The organism is Mesorhizobium sp. WSM4842 (genome assembly GCF_055901575.1).
On sequence record NZ_CM148372.1, the window covers coordinates 5,560,036 to 5,580,903 of the forward strand.

The window sequence follows — 20,868 nt, forward strand, 5'->3', positions numbered from 1 at the left end:
TTGTCAACGACGGATGATCTCCGGCAAGCAGGGAAAAGGTGGTAGATTGGGGATGATTGGCAGCGGGGGCTACCCCTAAGATGCTAGGCTGGGGTACGGACGAATGGCTGCTCCGTCCAATGTGGCACGATATCAGAATCGATCGCCCTGCCAGGGGCGCAGATTCATTTTGACAGGCAGGTGTTCGAATTGACAGGCGGTGTCGAGACTTGCCGCTGGGCTCGCGCTCGACTGACACCGCCGCGAGGAAGACAGTATGTCAGCGCGGTGCTTGGCCTGCGCGCTTCCGGTAACGATGAGCCGAAACAGAACGAACACGTGTCATCAACACGCCAAGGACGGACGAATTGGTGTTTTTGAGTGTCTGCGTCAGGTCTTCCAGTTGATCAAGCGGCGTCACGCCCCACTGCGCCACCACAATCACGCCATCAAGAAGCGGGCAGACAGCAAGCCCTTCGGCACCTGAACTAAACGGTGGGAGCTCAACAATGACGACACTGTAGGCGCCAACGTCGCTCAGTAATTTCTCCATATTATCGGGAACAAGCAAATTCGTCGAACTCGACACATCGTTCTTCAGGTAATAAAACGATGTCTTTTCAATGAACTGGATTTGCGTGCCGATATCTTTGCGGCTCCCGGAATCCCCATCGATCACGTTGAGATCGGAGGACAAGAGAAGTTCGTTGGCCAGTGCCGACCTATGGTCGGCGTTGATCACGAGGGTCGCGGTGCCCGACACCCCACACAGAGCCGCCAGATTGCTTACAACGGTGCTCTTTCCATCACCGGGGGACACGGATGTGATTCCGATGCGACGTCTTGAAGGGGTGGCCCCGGCCAAGCCCATGATCGCCTTGACGCTCCCGAGGCTGCCGCTGAATGAAGAGTCCGGATTCTTGAGCACCTCGTCAAGCCGGCCAAAACCACCCCGCCTGAAACTGACCACCGGCAATTCTCCGATACAGGCCAGGCCCAGTTCGCGGCGGATCTGATGCGGAGTCCTCACGTTCCGATCGAGGCCGCGCCGCGCCACGGCAAATCCGATGCCAGCCACCATTCCGGCAAGTGCGCCAAAGGCGAGGATCAGCGTCTTGCGCGGCTGACTTGCTTTCTTTGGGCTCGTTGCGGATGTAATGACACGAGCATTGGCGATCAGATAAGGCTGCTGGTCGACCGAGTTCGTATACGCCCCGAGCAGGCTTTCATACATCTTGCGATAGGTGTCGGCTGTAACTTCCAACTGCTCTAGCGTTGTCTGGTGTGCTGGCTGTTCTTCGCTGGGCGCGAGACCCTGTCCCTCGATGGGCGTCTCGTCCTGACCTATGCTGTAGTCGTGTTTTGCGCGAAACTCCTGGGCGACCCTGGTCGCCCTGTTCATCTGATCGCCGACCTCCCGCATCCGCCTTTCCAACCATGCGATGCCTTCGCCGGCCGCTTTTGTTGTCGTTTGCACTTGCTCACGCACGAACGCCTCCGCTGTGGCGTTTGCGATGCGTGCCGCCAATGCCGGGTCCAGAGACTGGAACGAAATGTCTATTGCATACGAGACACCGACGCGCTGGACATCCAGGCCATCGCTGAATATTTCGACCGCGCTACGCCGACGCTCGGATTCCAGCTGCGGACTATTGGTTTGGATTCGATCCGGCCCGGGCAGCACTCGTTGGAAGAAATTGGTCAATGCAGCATAGCTGGTATTGAGCCCGCCGGCCTCAACGACACTCATCCAAGCCCTGCGAAACCTCTCGCCGATGTTCGGACCGTGCATATCCCTGAACGTTGGATTGTCCATGAGTCCAAGGTCATCGATCACCATCATCGCGATCTTCTGGGAGCGCAGAACTGCGAGCTGGCTCTCGACCTGAGCGGTATCGAGCGACAGATTCACTTCGGCGGGTTGCTGCTGAAGGTTTCTGGGTATCTTTGGTTCGATCAGGATCTGGGTTCGCGCGACATAAATAGGATCCGATGTAGCAAAGTAAAACGTGGCGCAAACGATTCCGGCGACGATGAACGCCAGTATCGAGAAAAGGTACTGCCGAACAAATGAAACAACGTCAGCGAGGCTGATAAAGTCCTGCGCGGCATCCGCCCCGAGCCATGGCTTGTGAGCAATTGCCGCCAACGGCCGGTCTAGCATGGCTTCAATCCATATCTTGCAGCGAAAAGAGCGGCGAACTGCAACGGTCGAGCAGGATCGCCACCGATGGACTCCATTGCGAGCATGCAGCGTGCCGCTGTCATGACGACAAAACCGTTTAGCTCGGTCGGCTCAACACGTGGACGCCAGGAAACATCTCATTGAGCTTGTAGACGACCTCCGTCCTGTTCGTCGCCTTCAGCTTCTTCATGATATTGCGGATATGGACCTTGACCGTGCTCTCTCGGAGGTTGAGCTCGTGAGCGATTATCTTGTTCGCCTTCCCGCGCCTGAGAGCCTGGACGACCTCTTCTTGCCGCTCCGTGAACACACTCGCCATGGGCCTTGTCACATCGACGCCCGTGTCGATTGCCTTGTGCTGGGCAAGCACACTGCTTGCAGGGACAAATGTGCCACCGGCAAGGACAAGATTTACGGCTTCAACACAGATTTCGAAACGGATCGACGACGGGATATAGGCTTTTGCGCCATAATTCAACGCCTTCAGAATCTGCTCTAGATCGTCGGTATCGGCCAAAATCAGCACTGGAACCGGGTGGGCCTCATTCACAAGATCGGCGATTTCGCTGCCGGTCTTTGCGTCTGTCACCTTTCGGCTGCCCACGTTCAGCAGAATAGCCGACGTCGACAGTGTATTCTCTTGATGCCGCCACTCTTCGATCGAACTGAACGACAGGATTTCCTTCCCGATGCCATAGGCGGTCAGGCATTGCGCAAGACATTGTCGGTCAAGCACTCGCTCATCCAGCAGAGCCAGGCAGGATTCGGCTAAGCCGTGTCTATGAAGATGTATTCCATTCCCGGTCGTCCGCGATACGAATTCCAGTGCACCGGGTGATTTGCTATCCATTTGAATTGTCGGAACCATGAACTTACTCCCCAAACTTTTACCCACGTTTCAAGACCAGTACGAGATGGACTTCAGGCAAATACTATTTCCCACGAGCGATGTTCTGTTCGCGTCGCCTTCACTATAACTGTGGGATTTCCCAAGCCCCGCCATGGACCAGCACTATCCCGTCCATAATGTTTATCGCCGAAAAGATGCGCCTTCACTAATTTAGGTTAACAAAACCTAAAAAATTTCTACTCCTTCACTTTTCCTAATTCATTTGGTCTAGGAAGGAGGGTATCAGAGAACACACCGACCGGAATCTGGATCTCGCGTTGTTTGCCAGGCGCGGGTAGTCGCCGAAAATAAAGGACAGCCGGCTTCGCCGATGGCGGTGTTGCTTTGACGCGCGTCGCGCCGCCTTGGCGTCGAGCGCCAATGTAAGTGTCAACCATCGATATATCTGTCATCGAACTCGGCAAATTTCGTTACGCCCAGTCGATCCAGCACGCGGACATGACCTTGGCGGAACTCCAGAAACCCGCGTTCCCGCAATTCCCGCAGCTTTCGATTGACATGGACGGGCGTCAGCCCGAGCGCGTCCGCGAGGTCGTACTGGGTGAGAGGGCAAGCATAGGCAGTGCGACTGCCAGCGCCGACGCGCTCCAATCGCGCTCTCAGTTCGAGCAGCAGGTGCGCTGTACGCGCCAAGGCGCTGCGTCGACCTACATTGGTTAGGTGTTGGGCAACAATCGCTCTCTGGCGCGCGAGAGTTTCGAGAAAAAGGGAGGCTATGTAGGGCGACTTCGCTGCGCCAAGAGCAAGTGTCTTGGTCGAGGCTTCTAACACCGCAAGGTCGGTTTGAGCCACAAATGTCTCAAGAGCAGTGCCCGAGTACGTCTGTGGCCGGACAATGTCGCCCTTCAGCGCAAAATCCAAAATCTGTCGCTGGCCACCGGCAAGATCATGGGAAATGCATCCCCAGCCAGACTCGATTATGAAGACGCGATCGCCGTCCTCGCCCTGATTGACGATAGCGGTTTCCGCCGCATATCGCTTTGGCACGAAGCCTAGCGCCTTGATATACGCCTTATCGTCGCTTTTGATTGCGACTGACGTCGGCCGGTGTTCATTCTCACTCAATGAAAGGCTTGTAGCATACGTCATTCGAACCCCGCCAATCCGCCCCTAGATAACCTCCCTACGCAAAAACGTACTCCAGCTTTGACATGTTGAGTACCCTGCGCGGGCTACAACCAATGGGTGATATTGCACTGCACTCTCACAAAAAGGCAAGGATCACGCCTGATCGAGCTCAGTAGGACCCGAAATTCATCATAAAGTTTGACCGACTCTCTGCACCATCCATTCGAATGGCAAGGCCTCCGGCGGTCGGAAGCGCTTGGTAACACCAGCCACTCACCGTGCAACTTTCGAACACGCACGCTTACGGATCGCTTACGACCTTCGGTGTGACTGGCTCGCCGTACCGACTGCAAGCCAAGCATCGCTGCTGACTTGAGGTCGCGCTGACGTTGTCCGGCGCGAACCGCCCGGTCGTTCAATCGGGCGGAACGTGCCACTTCCTTTATGCAACCCTCTGATTTCACTCGCAGGTAACACCTCGGAATGCTCCAACTCGAGCAGCCCCGATTCACTCAAGTGCAACGCTGCAAGCCGCTGTAGGTCAGCTGCCTCACAGGACCAGCGGCTCGCCACTGGGGCCGGCACGAGATTTTCTCTTTGCCGTGACGACGTTTCAACGGACAAGAGCGTTAGTTCAGACGCTCGGAACTACTCCGGCTCGATGAGTAACCTTCGCTGCAGTTCCAGGACCCGGAATGGGTCGATTGACGCCCCTCTTTCGAGCCAAACTGTCTCCGGTTTCAGCCGCGACAGTGGCAAGGTATACCTCATTCGCGGTAGCTATGACTCCCCGATTACCTCGCAACTGCGAAGAGACCGCCTGCCACGTACCCGGAAGAGGGTATGTCTGGAGTGCCGGGGCGCATCGGCTTTTGCGCATCATGGAATCCAGCGCTTAGGGCGAGCGGCACTTCAACCGCCTTAATTGCGCTCCATAGCGTGAACGCTCCACCGCCAAATTGGTATACCCTTGGCGGACTGAGTTCAGGTCACGCTGAAAATGTCGCCTGACTCGGGCAGGACCTGGCTGTTGATGTAGTCGGCCCGCATCTCATCGGTTACGTCCCCACTGCTCACCACCCAATAGCCGTGGGGTTTCCTGATTCCCTATCGGGGACGCTAAACCGCCATTTTGATCTCGTTTGGCGGCGGGCTTAGGGAACCGTCCCCTGACGGCGTTTTGAATCCTCTTTTCCAACCACATAACGGCCATGCTCAAACCTAAAACGAGCAGGATGGAGAGAACGAAAACAATGGGCATCGGAAAACCCAATGAAAACAACCACCATACCATAATCATGCCAAATGAATAGTGATTCAGATATATAGGGTAGCTTATTCCTCCAATATACTTCACAAGCGCGTTGTACCTATAAAGTTTATGTTTAAAGAACTCACCATATTTTATTCCTGCTGCCATTGCGTACATGCATATCAACCAAATTATCACTGCTGAGAGCTTGTACTCATAACCGCGTTCAATCGAAATGAAGATCTCCACCGTGCTCATACTGCCAAAAAACAATATCAACACTGTCTTCGCCGCATGCCCCATTTTGTTACGGTCATCACCGCCGTTCCTGACAAGAAAGAAGATCATGCCTGTAGCGAAGAAAACGCCGTGCTGCAGCAGAAGCAGTTTGAAGGGGAACCGCGAAAGCACCAAAATCGCTTCCTCCGACCACGAGGACGACGGCAGCAAATGCAACCCGGAGAGAACAAGAAGGTATACCGAGCTGGAAAACCCTATTATTTTGGCCAGATCATAGAGTGATAAACGAAACCTCGACAAAATTGACGCGGCCACCAAGACGTAAAATACGGCCTCGACGACGAGAGACCATACGACCCCGTCGATATAAGGGCCCTTAGGAGACAACGTTACCGATCTGCAAAAATCCATCAGAAGACGGGAAAAATCCTCGCCATAAAGAGTTCGTGCGGCCAGGCTGACGAGCGCGGACAGCCACAAGGCGGGCAATATACGCGTAGCGCGCATGCGCGCGAAACGCAGCGCGTGCGACGCGCCCCCTTCGCCTGAGGCGCTCATGGCAATGACAAACCCGGAAATTACGAAAAAAACTTCGACCCCTACAGCACCCAAACCGGCAAACGCCGACAGAAAACCGAAGGCGACATCGCTTCCCTCGGCGACTGACGCACTGCTCCAGGCGAATGTCGCGAAATGGTTCAGTAACACCAAAAGCGCTGCAAAAATGCGCAAGAAGTCCATGACGAGGTAGTGGACATTGCGTTCCATATAATGTTTCCGAACCTTGCCAGAGGCCAAGGTCGAATACTATCGTGAAACGGTCAGTACACCTGCTACTACATTCGGACATAAGCCGAATTGATTAACCGTCGGATATGACCTGTTTCCTGCGGCAGATCCACCGATCTGCTACGCATGGCCTCCTCCAGGTGAGGTTTAATAACTTATGGATTGTTCGGCGCCTTAATACGTTGAGCGTTGCGACCGATCCTCCGATCATTGCTATTGCCTGAGAATGCTACGCGCCGCCTTCAAGGCCGCATGGCTGTTGCTCATCGCCATCTTGGCCGCGACGATTGTTCCGATTCACAAGCGCCCATCCAGGCCTTGGCCGGCTGGCTGCATCCTCGCAAGCTGGTTGAGACGGTGGACTGCGGTGACGCTCCCTCTGCTCCCACGGCTCCACCTGCTCTACTCCTAATTGGTGTCGCGCCCCTAAATGATGCCGTGCTAATGTTCTGGCCGGCTTGGGAGGTTCCAATCGACCTCATTGCGAATGTTTTCGCCGGCGCGTGGGCTGCCGGAGTGCTTGCCGCCATCTGGTATGTCCGGATGCGGCCCTCGCCGCCCATTGCCGAAAGTCAGCAAGACCGCGATTTGCGGGAATGGCTGGGCGGCCAACTGTAAAGATCGCTCCCGGCGGATTTCCGATAGGGCCCAACGTCGCCGTTCACCGCCGCCCGGCAGGGATCGTTGTCGGTTGCGGGTCGCGTCCGGCCTCGTTGTCTGCGGGTCCACACACATTGCGGCGCGAAGAGGTGCCTCCTGCGCTTGCGGAGTCGACCGGCTTAGCGACTTGGTGGCCGCGATGGCCGACCGCGCGCCTGCCCTTCCAGATCGGCATCAGCCTGATGCGGGTGTTGGCACTTCGCCCGGCGGCGGTGCAATTCACCCTCGACAAAGCGATGGCGGCGGCTGGGCGCCGCTTGGCCCGCGACTCTGGCCCTACGGTTCCCGACAGGGAGATCGCGACGCTGGCCGAAGCCGCCCGCACGGCCTTCCCCGAATGGTGGCAGTGACCGTCGGTTAATCGAGTGCGCCTGCCCGCCCTGATCCAAAAGGAACAACAATGGCCTTGTTCCGGATTTGACGCATGGCGGACTCGTGGTCATGCTGGACCAATGACAAGGGGTGTACTGCTGGACCTCGCAGGCGTCATCTACGATAGCGAGATCGCCATACCAGGCGGGATCGACGCCGTTGCGCGTTTGCGTCAGGCCGGTTTGGCCATACGCTTCATAAGCAATACCACGCGCTCGTCGAAACAGAGGGTTCTCGAACGTCTGGAGGCGATGGGACTCACCGTTACCAATGCAGATGTTTTCACGCCGGCGCACGCTGCACGCGAATGGCTGCTTCGCAATGGCCGCGCGCCATACTTGTTGGTTCACCCCGGCCTTGCGCCGGATTTTTGCGACCTGCCGGATCGCGACAAGCGTGCCGTCATCGTCGGCGATGCCGGAGAGGCCTTCACATATGCGGCGTTGAATGACGCGTTCCGCGAACTGAGCGCGGGGGCCGAGTTGCTGGCCCTTGCCACTAACCGGACGTTTCGGGATGCTGACGGCGAGCTCAGCCTCGATGCAGGGCCATTCGTCGCGGCATTGGAATTTGCCTCCCTGAAACGCGCAACCGTTCTCGGCAAGCCCTCGCCGGAATTCTTTCTGTCGGCGCTGGCAAGCATGGACTGTCCGCCAGATCAGGCGATCATGGTCGGCGACGACGCCGAGGCCGATATAGCTGGCGCCCTGCGCGCCGGACTTTCGGGCGCGCTGCTGGTGCGGACAGGCAAATACCGGCAGGGCGATGAGAAACGGTTTGATCCGCGCCCGACCGCAACCGTCGCCGATCTCGCGGCGGCAACCGACTGGATCATTGCGCGCCGAGACTGATCGCGCGGGCTGAACCGGCCGTACAGCGGGCGCTTCGCTAGGTGATTTGGCGCTCCATTTCCACCTCGGCCCCTAGACTTTCGATGTCGCGGAAGATCGATGCGACAGCCAGCGTGCGCCCTTCGCGCTTGAAGCGGAGCAGGCAATCCTTGGCAACGATGTCTCCATCGATCGCGATCTCGTCCCATTGCACGGCATGGCCGACGTAGTTAATGGGAACATCGTAATGCTGGCTCCAGAAGAACGGCACGGCGACGAATTTCTCGCGATGGCCGAGCATGTTGAGGGCCGCGGTTCGCCCCTGCCTCTCGGCAACTACCCAATGCTCGACCCGAATGTTCTCGCCACTGTGAGGATCTGGCCACCGCGCAATGTCGCCGGCCGCGAAGATGCCTGGTACGCTCGTCTCCAAAAAGGCGTTTACTACGACACCGCGGTCAAGGATGAGCCCCGCCGTTTCGGCAAGCGATGTCCGCGGTCGCACGCCGATGCCGACGACGACGAAATCCGCCGCCAACGTATCGCCACTGCTGAGTTTCATCTTGCTGCCGTCGATGCTGCTCGCGGTGTCCTCGAGATGGAATACGACACCATTCTCCTCATGGAGGGCGCGGATGAAGTCGCCCATTTGCGGACCCAGGATCCGTTCCATGGGCCGTTTTTCCGGCGCCACGACATGAACTTCGATCTCGCGCGAGCGCAGGGCCGCGGCAACCTCCAGGCCAATGAAACTGGCGCCAAGCACGACGGCGCAGCGCGCAGTCGTGGCTCGCTCGATGATCGCCTTGCAATCTGCGAACGAGCGCAGTGTGTGAACATGTGGTTGGTCGGCGCCGGGTATGGTCAGGCGAACCGGTTCGGCTCCGGTCGCAAGCAGCAGCCTGTCGTAAGCAGTCCGGGCCCCGTCCGCGAGTACAACTTCGCCAGAACGTGCATCAATGCTGGCGACGTTCGCATTGAGGCGCAGATCGATATCGTTCTTCGAGTAGAAGCTTTCTCGGCGCAGCGGAATCCAATCCTCCGGTGCTTTGCCGGCGAGGTAGTCCTTGGAAAGATTGGGCCGATCAACGGGCGGCGCTTCGTCGTCGCTGAGCATGACAAGGCTGCCTTGATAATGTTCGCGCCGCAGTGTTTCTGCCGCCGCGAAACCGGCCGCGCCGCCACCGACAATGACGATCTTCTCTGGAACCTGGCCGGAGCCTCCATCGCGCTGCTTGGCTGCCGTCCGTTTGCGCTTCTCGCCCACGAATATCCAATCATCGCGTTGTTCCACCGACCAGCAAGCGAGTGGACTGAAAGCTGGAACGCGCAAGGCCTCGCCTGTACGCAAATCGAAGCACGCGTGATGCCAGGGACACCGGACGGCGTCTCCCACCACAAGACCGTCGACGAGCGGCCCGCCATAATGTGTGCATGTCGCCCCGATGGCGAAGATCTCGGCCCCGCGGCGCACCAGCAGCACCTGCTCATCGCCGCAATGGCCGAGGAGCTTTGCGCCATCGGCAAGGTCGGATAACGCGATGCCCTCGACCAGATCCGGCCCGGTTGGTTTGGTATGACCTTCAGCCATTTTCCTCTCCCTTGGCGCGATCCAGTGACAAGATCGCCTGTACGGCCGAGAAGCGGGAAATCTTCAGGTCACCAGCCTCGGAATACCTTCTGCCGGGCTGGCGCGCCTTCAGGTTCTCGGACACCGCTGGTACCCAAACGTCCGGCCGCGCCATTCGTTGCCGGTTGGGCAGTACGCGCCGTCGATTTCCTGGCGCTTTGGACGCGTTGCCGCGGCTGCAACGTCGCTTGTCGAACGCATCGCGGGACTGAAGCAAAGACGCCGTCGCGTAAACTTTTTCGCCGGACATGCGTTGTCCTTCCTCCAAGCCAAGGAGGCAGCCATGCAGATGAAATCGGAAATCGCCGGCGAGGCCGCCAAGCAACGCCATATCCAGCGCGGCATCGATGCCAAGGACAAATCGAAGGGCAAGGGCAAGCAACAAGGCGCCATGCAGGCCGGAGCACGCAAATATCCCGAGCCGCCCTTTCCCGAACAGCATCAGCCGAAGCCGGGGCACGAATGGGCGATTGAGCCGGCGCCGCTTTATGACGCGCCCTTCTATATCGGATCGAAAAAACTCGATGGCAAAGTGGCCGTCATCACCGGCGGCGATTCCGGCATCGGCCGAGCCGTCGCCGTGCTTTATGCGCGCGAAGGCGCGGATGTGGCGATCGTGTATCTTTGCGAGGACAAGGATGCCGAAGAGACGAAGAAGGCCGTCGAAGCCGAGGGCCGGCGCTGCATGCTGGTCAAGGCCGACGTCAGTGAACGCCGCCACTGCCACAAGGCTGTGGCTGAGGTGGTGAAGGAATTCGGCCGGATCGACGTGCTGGTCAACAACGCCGCTTTCCAGGTCCATTCCAGCGACTTCAGCGAGCTGACCGAAGAGCATTTCGACACGACGCTGAAGACCAACCTTTACGGCTACTTCCACATGACGCAGGAGGCCGTGCCGCATATGAAGCCCGGTTCGGCGATCATCAACAGCGGCTCCGTAACCGGCATCGAGGGCTCGAGGCAGCTGGTCGATTATTCGATGACCAAGGGCGGCATTCATGCCTTCACGCGCGCGCTCTCCGGCAACCTCATCGAAAAGGGAATTCGGGTGAACTGCGTGGCGCCGGGCCCGGTGTGGACGCCGCTCAACCCGTCGGACAAGCAAGCCGGTGACGTTTCGAAATTTGGCGCGGACACGCCAATGAAACGGCCCGCACAACCGGAGGAGATCGCGCCGGCCTATGTGTTCCTCGCCTCGCCGCACTGCTCGAGCTACATCACCGGCGAGATATTGCCGATCATCGGCGGCTACTAGTTACATTTCCGATTTGGTGGCGCGACACAATTAGCGCCGCCAAACCCCATCGACAGAACAGACGACAACGCAAAAGCCGAGATGGCGTCTGGAGTGAAATCATGAAATCGCAACTCGTCGCCGAAAGCGCCGGACAACGGACGTTTGTGGTGGTGCTTGATCCTGGCGAGGAAGCGTTCGCGGCGCTTACCTCTTTCGCGGTCGAGCAGGACATTGGCGGCGCCTCGCTGACTGCGCTCGGCGCCTTCGAAACGGCGACCGTCGGCTGGTTCGACTTTGGGCAAAAGACCTTTCGCAAAATCCCGGTCCGCGAACAGTGTGAGGTGCTCAGCGCTATCGGCGATGTCGCGATCGGCGACGACGGCAAGCCCAGCCTTCATATCCACGCGGTGCTCGGGTTGCGCGATGGCACGACGCGGGGCGGACATCTGCTCGAAGGCATTGTTCGGCCGACACTCGAAGTCACATTGGTGGAAGCGCCTGGCCACCTGCGCCGCAGGAAGCGGCCGGAACTCGGCATCGCCTTGATCGATCTGGATGCCTGAAGCCGAACGCGGATCGAGACAGGTCCGCTGAATTGCGTTCCGGGCCGATTATCCCTTTTGCTTGATTTGTTCGACGTCCGCGGGGGCCTCGGATGCGGCCTCCCAGCCGAACACGCTGCGACCGCCGAGCAGATGCGACTGATCGAACTCTCCGGCGACAATTTCTTTCAAGCTGGGACCTGTGACATAGCGTTCGACCTGCCGTGACTGGTCGTCGAGCCGCTTCAAGGCGCCGATTTCTTCGTCGCGTCCGAGCCTTGCTTTGTGGACGGCCGACTTCAGCACGCCGATCGTCTCGTCATAGACCTTCAGCGGCACCGGGAATGGATGCCTGTCCTTGCCGCCATGCGCCAGCGAGAAGCGGCCGGGATCGGAAAAACGGCATGGCGCGCCATGCAGAACCTCGGCCACCAGCGCCAGCGCCCGCACCGTGCGCGCACCGACGCCGGGGACCAGGAGAAGGTCGGAGAAATCGGCGGGGCCACGCTCGGCAGCCGCAGCCATGTTGCCATGAAGACGGCGCATGACGACATCGCTTTCGCGAACGTCGTGGTGCGCCGGCATGACCAGGTGCGGCAGCACCGGCTGCTCGGGCTCCGGTTCTGTAGTCACGTCACGCTCGAGCGCGGCGAATTCCCTCAGGATGCGATCCGGTCCGAGGTCCTGCAGCAGCTCCAGCTGCCCCTTGCGCGAGGCATCGGCGCGGCGGTCGGTCAGGTTGACGATCTCGCCCTGGTTGGCGCCCTCGATGGCGGCATGCGGCTGGTCGACGAAACTCTTCAGGCCTTCGGACAGCCAATGATAACGGCGCGCCACCTTGTTGTCGCCGTTCATGCCCTGCTGCACCACGACCCAGTCGCCATCATCGGTCACGATGAAGCCATGCAGATAAAGATCGAAGCCGTCCTGGACGGCGGCGCTGTCAACCTTGGCGACGAGCCGGCTGGCAGTTGCCAGGCCTGTTCCGTCGAAGCCGACGCGCTCGCCGATGGCGGCAAGCTCGTGCGGGGTCTTGCGCGAATGCGCGCCGCGGCCGCCGCACACGTGAATACCGAGTTCGCCGGAGAGCGGAGTCAAACCACGTTTCAGGGCGCCGATGACGCTGGTCGTGATGCCGGATGAATGCCAGTCCATTCCCATGACGGCGCCAAACGACTGGAACCAGAAGGGATGCGCCAACCGGCGCAGCAGCTCCTCGCGACCGTAGTGGTGAATGATCGCCTCGCACATGACCGCGCCAAGGCGCGTCATGCGGTCGCCAAGCCATTTCGGCACGCGTCCGCCATGAAGTGGAAGGTCTGCGCTTCCCGATCGTTGTGCCAAATCTTGCTGCCTGTTCCCGATCTATGCCTTGCGCTCAACCGATAGGTACCGAAAGCGGAGTGAAGAAGCGATGATGCCCGTTTTAGGCTGTCGATGCGCGATCCGAATTCGATTGCCGGCCTAGTGCCCGACCTGCTTGGCAATCAGTGTAGCGGTTATCACACAGATTCGCTGACGAGATTAAACTTCTCGATTTCGCAATGCTCACCTACCAGTGTCAATAAATCCGTCGGCGGCGGTCCCCTTTCAGGCCGCCTCCAGCTGATCTCAAACAACACCATGGGGCTGTCGCGATCTGGGCGCCGCTCCATTCCAACCAGGCGCGCCCGATAACCGGAGGGCCCGATGATCGCGTCGAGGTCGTCATGATCCGCCGCCTTCCAGGTGAGCGCCAACACGGCGTGGTGTTCGCGCGGTATCACCAGATCGACCCATTTCAACACGAGCAGAATGATTAGCGTCAGCGCCGTCCCGGCTGCGCCCAAGGCGTATTGGCCACCCCCGAAAGCCAATCCGATCATCGTCATCATCCACAACGTGGCTGCTGTGGTGACACCGCTGACAAGACTGCCCCGGCGAAGAATGGCGCCGCCACCGATGAAGCCGACGCCTGTCAACACGCCCAGGGGAAAGCGCAGAACGTCCATACGGACGAAGGAATTCGGAGCTTTGCCGCCAACCTCCAGCAGAATGGTGGCCTGTGTCATTGCGATCGCGGCGGCCAGCCCGACCAGGATGGTTGTCCTGAGGCCGGCCGCCTGTCCGCGCGCCTCCCGGTCGAGGCCAATCAATGAACCGGCGAGCACGGTCAGAAGCAGGCGTGCCGCGATGTCTTCGTAGGCCGGGATAAGAGACATCGGTCAACCCTGATCGCCGCTGGTGTTTGGATTACGAACTGATCCCAATTCAATTCGGCTAGGGCCATTCGGGTTCCATCGGCGGCGTTTTGCCGGTCACCGATCGGCTGGATTTCCGACTGCCGGATCGCGCCGTCTTGAATATCTTCCCACACGCGGCAGATCGTCACGAAATTCCACCCACGGCAGCTTCATATCCCAATAGGCATGGGCCTGCGGCGCAAAGCGTTCGCGGTGGTCGAAGAAGCCGATCGTCACATAGAGTTCTTCCGGAAGCCCTTGGTCGAGATAGGCTATGGATGTACCGCAATCGGCGCAGAAGGTGCGGAGCACGCCTCGGGTCCTTGAGAACGTCTTTGGCCAGCCGGTCAGCAGTCTGAATTGGGCCGGTCGATAGCCGACCCAGACGGCCAGCGGGCTCCCTATGGCCTTGCGGCAATCGTCATCATGGTCGGAGCAAATCCAGAACGGGTCACCATCCATCTTAGCCGTTATCGAACCGCAAAACAGGAGCCGGTCTCGATCCTGGTCATCGAACCACCACTTCTGACCGAAGCGGCCGTTTCGGCCGCAGGGTCCGCAGGGTAATCGAATAGCGGTGCTCGACAACTGGCGGGATGCTGTGCTCCCATTCGGTGCGCGCCGGTCCCGTCATCAGGTAAGCCGACCTTGGCTCGAGGATGATGGTCTCGCGATCCCATCCAGCGCCGTTCTTCCGGCGGAGCCGAAAGCTGCATGGCGCAAGAAGAGAAACGCCGGCCACGGCATCGAAATGCGGCTTGTCGCGATGCCAGCCGATACCCGCGCCGGGTCGGTACTCGTTGATCAAAATCTGCACGAAAGCATCGGCGGGCAGCCGCGCAAATGCCGCCACCTTGTCTCTGAGCGGCATCAGAAAAGCAGGGATCGCCGGCGCCTCGACGACTTTGCGTTGGTCAAAATCATAGCGCACGCCAAAACCGGCGACGCGCCGGTTTGCGAGATGGCCATGAAAGTCGAAAGGCTGGAAGGCGAGACTTTCGAGCTGCCGCACCAGTTCGGCCTCTTCCTCCGCCGTGATCAGCTCCGGCTGGTAGTGAAATCCTTCCGGCAGATCGTTGGGCGCACGAAACAGGTCGCCTTGCCCAGCGAATTCCGGCTGCTTGGTTTTGAGCGATGGCATCAACCCTAATTGGTGAAGCCGGCCGGCGGAGGCAAGGTCTTGGAGGCGCCGAGCCGGCCGGGTCACCGCCTCCATATCTCGGGCGAGACGGAACCTGGCTTGCCGGGGTGGGTTATTGCCCAGACGCGTCGAGTGCTGGGAAATGCCTTCAACTGCGATTCAAAGCATGAATTACGATCCGGCGACGAGGACCCTCTCCGTATGGTTTGTCCCAAGCGGAAATCGCTACGATTACGACGACGTGCCGCCGCAGACCTACGCTGCATTCCGCAAAACCTCGTCAAAAGGCCGGTTCTTCAACGCGTTCATTCGAGATCGGTATAAGTACCATTTGGTCGAGCAGAGCCGGTCGGGGTGAGACCCGGGGTACTCCTGTCGTCCGCCAAAGGAACAAATCCACGCGCCGCCACGTTGCATTTCCAGTGCAAATGCTTGTGACAGTGAGGCTATTGTCTTGGCGCCGAGAGCAAATTGGAAGGGCTTCCTGAAAATTGGAGAACTCAGCTGCCAGGTAGCGCTCTATACGGCCGCCTCGACCTCGGAGCGGATCGCCTTCCACACGGTAAACCGCGCCACGGGCCATAGGGTGCATCGCGCGTTCGTCGACAGCGATAGCGGCAAGCCGGTCGAGAAGGACGATCAGGTCAAAGGCTATGAGATCAGCTCGGGTGAGTACGTCGTGCTCGAACCCGATGAGGTCGCAGCCGCTGTCCCCGAGAGCGACAAGACGCTGTCGGTCTCGGCCTTCATCGGCTGTTCCAATGTCGACGATGTGTATTTCGACAAGCCATATTACCTCGCCCCGCCGGACAAACACGCGGAGGAAGCGTTTGGGCTGATCCGCGAAGGCATGCGCAGGAAGAAAGTCGCGGCGATCGCCCAGACCGTCCTGTTCCGGCGCGTCCGGACCCTGCTCATCCGCGCTTATGATGAAGGGCTGGTCGCAACGACGCTGAACTTCGATTACGAGGTGCGATCGGCGGAGGAGGCCTTCGACAACATCCCCGATGTGAAGATCGAGGGCGAGATGCTCGAACTGGCCGAACACATCATCAAGACCAAGAAGGGCAAATTCGATCCGACCAAATTCGACGACCGTTATGAGGCGGCCCTGGCCGAGCTTGTGAAGGCAAAGCTCGAAGGCAAGAAGATCGCAATTCCGAAACCGGCCAAGCGGGAGAAGGTCGTCGATCTTATGGATGCGCTGCGCCAGAGTGCCGGCGTTGGCGGAAAGCAGCCCTCGACAAGAAAGCCCGCGGCAAAATCAAAGCCGGCGCGCCACGCGAAGCCGAAGGAGAAAGCGCCGCATCGGAAGGCCGGCTGACCGATGGCGCTCGAGACCTACCGCAAGAAGCGCGATTTTTCCGTCACCCCGGAGCCGCAGGGCCGCAGGGCGCCCAAGACGGGGAACAGCTTCGTCATACAGAAGCATGATGCGAGGCGGCTTCATTATGATTTTCGTTTGGAAATGGACGGCGTCCTGAAGAGTTGGGCCGTGACAAAAGGGCCGAGCCTGATCCCCGGCGAGAAGCGCCTTGCCGTCCATGTCGAGGACCATCCTTTGGAATATGGCGGTTTCGAAGGCACCATCCCAAAGGGCGAATATGGCGGCGGCACCGTCATCCTGTGGGACAGAGGCACCTGGACGCCGATCGGCGACGCGCGTCGCGGCTATGCGAAAGGCCATCTCGACTTCGAACTTCACGGCGAGAAGCTGGGTGGCCGCTGGCACCTTGTCAGGATGGCCGGAAAGCCGCGGGAGAAGCGCGAGAACTGGCTGCTGATCAAGGGTGACGATGACGCCGCGCGCACGGAAGACGACCCCGACATTCTGGACGAGCGGCCGGAATCCATTGCGACCGGCCGCAAGATCGAGGATGTCGCCGGCGAAGAGCCCGGCTGGTCGTCCAAGACGGGACGCATTCGCAAGCGCCGCGGCGGCCGCACGGGGCCCGCTCCACCGGAAGAGCAGCCTGTCACCGTAAGCGTTCCCGAACCGTCAAAGATCAAGGGCGCCAAGAAGGCAGCGCTCCCCGATTTCGTCGAGCCGACGCTGGCGACCCTGGTCTCGTCAGCGCCGTCCGGCCAACGCTGGCTGCACGAGATCAAATTCGACGGGTACCGGCTGCAGGCCAGGGTTGAAGCCGGCCGCGTCAAGCTGTTGACGCGGAGCGGTCTCGACTGGACGAAGAAATTCGGAAAGGCGATCGTTTCGGCGCTGGCCGATCTCCCTGTCGGGACGGCGCTGATTGATGGTGAACTCGTGGTCGAGACATCCGCCGGCGCGTCGGATTTCTCCGAGCTGCAAGCCGATCTCAGCGAGGGCCGCAGTGACCGCTTTCGCCTGTACGTTTTCGATCTGCTCCATCTCGATGGATACGATCTGCGCGACGTTGCGTCGATCCAGCGCAAGGAATTGCTGGAAAAGATCATCGGCAGTGGCAGCGGCATCATCAGCTACAGCGGACATTTTGAGGAGGATGGCCCCCTGGTGCTGCGACATGCCTGCCGGCTGAGCCTGGAAGGCGTTGTCTCCAAGCTTCGCGATGCGCCTTACCGCGCCGGCCGCAGCAAGAACTGGGTGAAGTCGAAATGCTCGGCGCGGCAGGAATTTGTCGTGGCCGGCTATGTTCCCTCGACAACCTCGCGCAATGCGATCGGTTCGCTTGTCCTGGGTGTCTATGACGACGGCAAGCTTCATCATGTCGGGCGCGTCGGCACCGGCTACACGGCAGCCGTCGCCGAGGGCCTCTTCAAGAAGCTCGAGCGGATACGCATTCCATCGAGCCCGTTCGACGAGCGGCTGAGCGCAGAGGAGACTCGGCAAGTCCGTTATGTCAGGCCGGAACTCGTCGCTGAAATCGAGTTCCGCGCCTGGACCGCCGACGGCAATCTGCGCCACGCCTCATTTCGCGGGTTGCGCGAAGACAAGCCGGCGGAAGAGATCGTGCGCGAAACACCGAAGACCAAGGCAGCAGCGAAACCTCAGCGCCGGACCGTCAAGCTCACCCATCCCGATCGCCTCTACTGGCCGGACCAGGGCGTGACCAAGGAAGGTCTCGCCGACTATTATACCGAGGTCTGGCGCTATGCGTCGCCCTATCTCGTTGGCCGCGCGCTGGCGTTGCTGCGATGCCCCAGCGGTATTTCGGGCGAGCAGTTCTTCCAGAAGCATGCCTGGAAGGGCCTCAACCCCAACATCGTGCTGGTCCACGACCCCAAGGATCCGCCCGACGAGCGGCTGATCAGCATCAATGATCTCGATGGGCTGATCGGTCTCGTCCAGTCGGCGGCGCTGGAGATCCACCCCTGGGGTTCGATGGTGAGCGATTGGGAGCGTCCGGACACGATCATCATGGACCTCGATCCCGGCGAGGACGTGAGCTGGGAGGCGGTGATCGCGGCCGCCGTCGAGACCCGCGACCGGCTGAAGGATGCAGGACTGGTCCCCTTCATCAAGACATCCGGCGGCAAGGGTCTGCACGTCGTGGCGCCATTGAAGCCGAAGGCCGAGTGGCCGGCGGCGAAAGCCTTTACCAAGGCGATAGCCGACTCCATGGCCGCCGACAGCCCCGGCCGCTACGTCTCGACCATCACCAAATCCAAACGGCGCGGAAAAATCCTCGTCGACTATCTGCGCAACCAGCGCGGTGCGACCGCAGTCGCACCCTATTCGACGAGAGCACGACCCGGTGCGGCGGTGTCGATGCCGCTTGCCTGGGACGAGCTCGGCCCCGGCATCGGACCGGCCTATTTTACCGTCGAGAACACGCCGACCCGGCTTGCCTCGCTATCGTCGGATCCCTGGCAGGATTTCCGTGCCGCCGCAGTGCCGATCGAGGACCGTGCAAACCGGCGAAAGAAAGCGGCTTGAGGACGGCCTTACGAAGTGCATGCATCGGAATAATCAGGCGATCTGCTCGAACGTGCATTGCTCCGGTGCCTTGTCCGGCCGCCAGCGCAGGAACTTGGTGCCATGCCGGAAACGGTCGCCGGTGACGTGATCGAAGCGTACTTCGACTACCAATTCGGGCCGGACCGGCTCCCAGTCGCCGCTGCGCTCGGTGCTCCAGCGGCTCGGCCCGCCCGGTGCCTTCCCGGTAAAGCCCGGCGGTTCGCGCATGGCTTCGAGTTTGCGGGTAAGTTCGGCCCTGTCGTCCTTGGCAATGGTCGAGGTGAAGCCGACGTGATCGAGCTTGCCGGCCTCGTTGTACAATCCCAGCAGCAATGAACCGACCTGCGGGCTGCTGCTGAGATAGCGAAAGCCGCCGACCACACAATCGGCCGACCGCAGCCGCTTTACCTTCACCATAGCGCGCACGCCCGGCTGGTATGGATCGTCCAGCCGCTTGGCGACCACGCCGTCCGTCTCGCCATGTCCGGCATCCCCTAACCAGGAGCGTGCTTCCTTCACATCGCGCGTGCAGTGCGAGAGAACAATGTTCTTGCGCTCTGCCGAAGCAACGAAAGTCTCAAGGATCGCTCGCCGTTCTTCCAGTGTCCGGGCCGACAGAACGGTTCCGTGCTCGTCGCAGAGCATGTCGAACAGGACGATGTGCGCCGGGGTTTCCGCGGACAGCTTGCGGATCCTGCTCTCGGCCGGATGAAGCCGCATCTGGAGCGCGTCGAACGACGGCTTGCCGTCGACCGAGATGACGATTTCACCGTCGACGACAAAACGGGCCGACGGCAGTTCCTTCAATGTCGCGACGAGTTCGGGAAAATACCGTCCGAGCGGCTTGCCCGACTTTGCGCGCAACTCCACCGCGTCATCCTGCCGGAATGCCAGGCAGCGAAAACCATCCCATTTGCGCTCGTATTGCCATCCATCTCCTTCGGGAATCGCATCAGCCGCCTTGGCTTCCATCGGCGGCGTATCGAGTGGCAGGGGGAAATCGCGGGTCATCGGCGGGTGCTGCCGAAAGCAGGATCGCGGGGAATGACCTTCATTGTACTGCCTTAGTCCCCCACCTATTTCCGCTTTCCGGCCTCCGAGCCGATGCTCTTGCGCAGCGCATCCATGATGTTGATCACGTTGCTGGGCGGTTGCTCGGCCTTGGCCTTTGCCTTGGTCGGACCCTTCTTGCCCTTCTTCTTCGAGGCAATGATCTCCAGCAGCCGCGCCTGGACGGGATCTCCGGTCATGGCGGGATCCCACTGCCTGGTTCGCTCATCGATCAGGGTCGAGACCATATCCATCAGTTTCGGGTCGGGTTTGACGTCTTCGATGTTGCCGAAATAATCCTCGGGATCGCGAACCTCGTCGCCATAGCGCAGTGTCCACAGCACGATGCCCTTGCCTCGTGGTTCAAGCATGACGGCGCGCTCGCGGCGATACATGACCAGGCGCGACATTCCGACTGTCCCCGTCGACTGCATGGCGTCGCGAATGACCGAGAATGCCTCCTCCCCGACCGGATCGTCAGGGGTGAGGTAATGGGGCTTGTCGTACCAGATCCAGCCGATGCTGTCGGCATCGACAAACATGTCGATGTCGATGGTACGCGTGCTCTCCAGCGCAACTGCGTCGATCTCATCGTCCTCGAGCAGGACGTATTCGTCCTCGCCGCGCTGATACCCCTTCACCTCGTCGTCTTCAGCAACGGGCTTGCCGCTGACGGCATCGACATATTGGCTGACGACCCGATGCCCGCTCTTGCGATTGAGCGTGTGGAACCGGACCTTTTCGCTCTCGGTGGTAGCGGGTGTCATTGCGACCGGACAGGTCACCAGCGAAAGCTTCAGATAGCCTTTCCAGAAAGGACGTGGCGCCATCGAGGATCCCCGACAGGAGTAAAACAATCGAACGCA

Annotated in this window: 19 protein-coding genes; 7 read left to right on the forward strand and 12 right to left on the reverse strand. The window is 59.9% G+C overall.

The features are described from left to right. Positions 1-259 precede the first annotated feature (259 nt). The 4 genes from AC0NIE_RS27170 to AC0NIE_RS27185 form a co-directional block, all read right to left on the reverse strand. Positions 260-2,143, reverse strand: a complete 1,884-nt coding sequence (locus tag AC0NIE_RS27170) for a GNVR domain-containing protein (protein ID WP_473489100.1) — start codon at positions 2,141-2,143, stop codon at positions 260-262. A gap of 118 nt (positions 2,144-2,261) precedes the next feature. After that, positions 2,262-3,032 carry a response regulator transcription factor gene (locus tag AC0NIE_RS27175; protein ID WP_473489101.1) on the reverse strand — a complete coding sequence of 257 codons (771 nt, stop codon included), beginning with the start codon at positions 3,030-3,032 and terminating at the stop codon, positions 2,262-2,264. Positions 3,033-3,443: 411 nt separating this feature from the next. Next, positions 3,444-4,163 (reverse strand): Crp/Fnr family transcriptional regulator, encoded by a 720-nt coding sequence (locus tag AC0NIE_RS27180; protein ID WP_473489102.1) that lies wholly within the window; start codon positions 4,161-4,163, stop codon positions 3,444-3,446. Positions 4,164-5,193: 1,030 nt separating this feature from the next. Further along, on the reverse strand, positions 5,194-6,402 hold the full coding sequence (locus tag AC0NIE_RS27185) for an acyltransferase family protein (RefSeq protein ID WP_473489103.1): 1,209 nt from the start codon (positions 6,400-6,402) through the stop codon (positions 5,194-5,196). A 770-nt stretch (positions 6,403-7,172) separates the two neighbouring features. Between AC0NIE_RS27185 and AC0NIE_RS27190 the strand changes: the two genes are divergently transcribed. Both AC0NIE_RS27190 and AC0NIE_RS27195 read left to right on the forward strand, forming a co-directional pair. Beyond that, on the forward strand, positions 7,173-7,433 hold the full coding sequence (locus tag AC0NIE_RS27190; RefSeq protein WP_473489104.1) for a hypothetical protein: 261 nt from the start codon (positions 7,173-7,175) through the stop codon (positions 7,431-7,433). A gap of 102 nt (positions 7,434-7,535) precedes the next feature. Next, positions 7,536-8,306: a TIGR01458 family HAD-type hydrolase gene (locus AC0NIE_RS27195; RefSeq protein WP_473489105.1), complete on the forward strand. Its 771-nt coding sequence runs from the start codon at positions 7,536-7,538 to the stop codon at positions 8,304-8,306. Between the two features lie 37 nt (positions 8,307-8,343). Here the strand turns inward: AC0NIE_RS27195 and AC0NIE_RS27200 are convergent, their stop codons facing one another. Beyond that, positions 8,344-9,876 (reverse strand): FAD-dependent oxidoreductase, encoded by a 1,533-nt coding sequence (locus tag AC0NIE_RS27200; protein ID WP_473489106.1) that lies wholly within the window; start codon positions 9,874-9,876, stop codon positions 8,344-8,346. Then, a complete protein-coding gene (locus tag AC0NIE_RS27205) occupies positions 9,869-10,165 on the reverse strand; it encodes a hypothetical protein (protein ID WP_473489107.1) in 297 nt (98 codons plus the stop codon). Before AC0NIE_RS27205 ends, AC0NIE_RS27200 begins: the two co-directional genes overlap by 8 nt. A 33-nt stretch (positions 10,166-10,198) precedes the next feature. Between AC0NIE_RS27205 and AC0NIE_RS27210 the strand changes: the two genes are divergently transcribed. Further along, positions 10,199-11,170: an SDR family oxidoreductase gene (locus tag AC0NIE_RS27210; protein ID WP_473489108.1), complete on the forward strand. Its 972-nt coding sequence runs from the start codon at positions 10,199-10,201 to the stop codon at positions 11,168-11,170. Between the two features lie 101 nt (positions 11,171-11,271). Beyond that, positions 11,272-11,715, forward strand: a complete 444-nt coding sequence (locus AC0NIE_RS27215) for a PPC domain-containing DNA-binding protein (protein WP_123149561.1) — start codon at positions 11,272-11,274, stop codon at positions 11,713-11,715. 48 nt (positions 11,716-11,763) lie between these two features. Here the strand turns inward: AC0NIE_RS27215 and AC0NIE_RS27220 are convergent, their stop codons facing one another. The 4 genes from AC0NIE_RS27220 to AC0NIE_RS27235 form a co-directional block, all read right to left on the reverse strand. Continuing rightward, positions 11,764-13,038: a DUF763 domain-containing protein gene (locus AC0NIE_RS27220; RefSeq protein ID WP_473489109.1), complete on the reverse strand. Its 1,275-nt coding sequence runs from the start codon at positions 13,036-13,038 to the stop codon at positions 11,764-11,766. 158 nt (positions 13,039-13,196) lie between these two features. Further along, a complete protein-coding gene (locus AC0NIE_RS27225; RefSeq protein WP_473489110.1) occupies positions 13,197-13,895 on the reverse strand; it encodes an MgtC/SapB family protein in 699 nt (232 codons plus the stop codon). Between the two features lie 96 nt (positions 13,896-13,991). Further along, on the reverse strand, positions 13,992-14,378 hold the full coding sequence (locus AC0NIE_RS27230; RefSeq protein ID WP_473489111.1) for a GFA family protein: 387 nt from the start codon (positions 14,376-14,378) through the stop codon (positions 13,992-13,994). A 46-nt stretch (positions 14,379-14,424) separates the two neighbouring features. Continuing rightward, positions 14,425-15,057 carry an alpha-ketoglutarate-dependent dioxygenase AlkB gene (locus AC0NIE_RS27235; RefSeq protein WP_473489112.1) on the reverse strand — a complete coding sequence of 211 codons (633 nt, stop codon included), beginning with the start codon at positions 15,055-15,057 and terminating at the stop codon, positions 14,425-14,427. A 142-nt stretch (positions 15,058-15,199) separates the two neighbouring features. Between AC0NIE_RS27235 and AC0NIE_RS27240 the strand changes: the two genes are divergently transcribed. The 3 genes from AC0NIE_RS27240 (at position 15,200) to ligD (ending at position 18,931) form a co-directional block, all read left to right on the forward strand. Then, positions 15,200-15,415, forward strand: coding sequence for a KTSC domain-containing protein (locus AC0NIE_RS27240; RefSeq protein WP_473489113.1), 216 nt, complete (start codon positions 15,200-15,202; stop codon positions 15,413-15,415). A gap of 96 nt (positions 15,416-15,511) precedes the next feature. Beyond that, a complete protein-coding gene (gene ku / locus AC0NIE_RS27245) occupies positions 15,512-16,381 on the forward strand; it encodes a non-homologous end joining protein Ku (RefSeq protein WP_473489114.1) in 870 nt (289 codons plus the stop codon). A gap of 3 nt (positions 16,382-16,384) precedes the next feature. After that, on the forward strand, positions 16,385-18,931 hold the full coding sequence (ligD, locus tag AC0NIE_RS27250; protein ID WP_473489115.1) for a DNA ligase D: 2,547 nt from the start codon (positions 16,385-16,387) through the stop codon (positions 18,929-18,931). A 33-nt stretch (positions 18,932-18,964) separates the two neighbouring features. Here ligD and AC0NIE_RS27255 read toward each other — a convergent pair whose 3' ends face one another. Continuing rightward, positions 18,965-19,963 (reverse strand): ATP-dependent DNA ligase, encoded by a 999-nt coding sequence (locus tag AC0NIE_RS27255; protein WP_473489116.1) that lies wholly within the window; start codon positions 19,961-19,963, stop codon positions 18,965-18,967. Positions 19,964-20,028: 65 nt separating this feature from the next. Beyond that, positions 20,029-20,832 (reverse strand): non-homologous end joining protein Ku, encoded by an 804-nt coding sequence (ku, locus tag AC0NIE_RS27260; protein ID WP_473489117.1) that lies wholly within the window; start codon positions 20,830-20,832, stop codon positions 20,029-20,031. Positions 20,833-20,868: the final 36 nt, after the last annotated feature.

Coding starts and splice junctions, on each gene's coding strand:
- AC0NIE_RS27225 (WP_473489110.1), bottom strand. CDS start 13,895: ATGTCTCTTATCCCGGCCTACGAAGACATCGCGGCACGCCTGCTTCTG.
- AC0NIE_RS27195 (WP_473489105.1), top strand. CDS start 7,536: ATGACAAGGGGTGTACTGCTGGACCTCGCAGGCGTCATCTACGATAGC.
- AC0NIE_RS27210 (WP_473489108.1), top strand. CDS start 10,199: ATGCAGATGAAATCGGAAATCGCCGGCGAGGCCGCCAAGCAACGCCAT.
- AC0NIE_RS27200 (WP_473489106.1), bottom strand. CDS start 9,876: ATGGCTGAAGGTCATACCAAACCAACCGGGCCGGATCTGGTCGAGGGC.
- AC0NIE_RS27175 (WP_473489101.1), bottom strand. CDS start 3,032: ATGGTTCCGACAATTCAAATGGATAGCAAATCACCCGGTGCACTGGAA.
- AC0NIE_RS27230 (WP_473489111.1), bottom strand. CDS start 14,378: ATGGATGGTGACCCGTTCTGGATTTGCTCCGACCATGATGACGATTGC.
- AC0NIE_RS27180 (WP_473489102.1), bottom strand. CDS start 4,163: ATGACGTATGCTACAAGCCTTTCATTGAGTGAGAATGAACACCGGCCG.
- ligD (WP_473489115.1), top strand. CDS start 16,385: ATGGCGCTCGAGACCTACCGCAAGAAGCGCGATTTTTCCGTCACCCCG.
- AC0NIE_RS27185 (WP_473489103.1), bottom strand. CDS start 6,402: ATGGAACGCAATGTCCACTACCTCGTCATGGACTTCTTGCGCATTTTT.
- AC0NIE_RS27240 (WP_473489113.1), top strand. CDS start 15,200: ATGCCTTCAACTGCGATTCAAAGCATGAATTACGATCCGGCGACGAGG.
- AC0NIE_RS27205 (WP_473489107.1), bottom strand. CDS start 10,165: ATGTCCGGCGAAAAAGTTTACGCGACGGCGTCTTTGCTTCAGTCCCGC.
- ku (WP_473489117.1), bottom strand. CDS start 20,832: ATGGCGCCACGTCCTTTCTGGAAAGGCTATCTGAAGCTTTCGCTGGTG.
- AC0NIE_RS27170 (WP_473489100.1), bottom strand. CDS start 2,143: ATGCTAGACCGGCCGTTGGCGGCAATTGCTCACAAGCCATGGCTCGGG.
- AC0NIE_RS27235 (WP_473489112.1), bottom strand. CDS start 15,057: ATGCCATCGCTCAAAACCAAGCAGCCGGAATTCGCTGGGCAAGGCGAC.
- AC0NIE_RS27255 (WP_473489116.1), bottom strand. CDS start 19,963: ATGACCCGCGATTTCCCCCTGCCACTCGATACGCCGCCGATGGAAGCC.
- AC0NIE_RS27215 (WP_123149561.1), top strand. CDS start 11,272: ATGAAATCGCAACTCGTCGCCGAAAGCGCCGGACAACGGACGTTTGTG.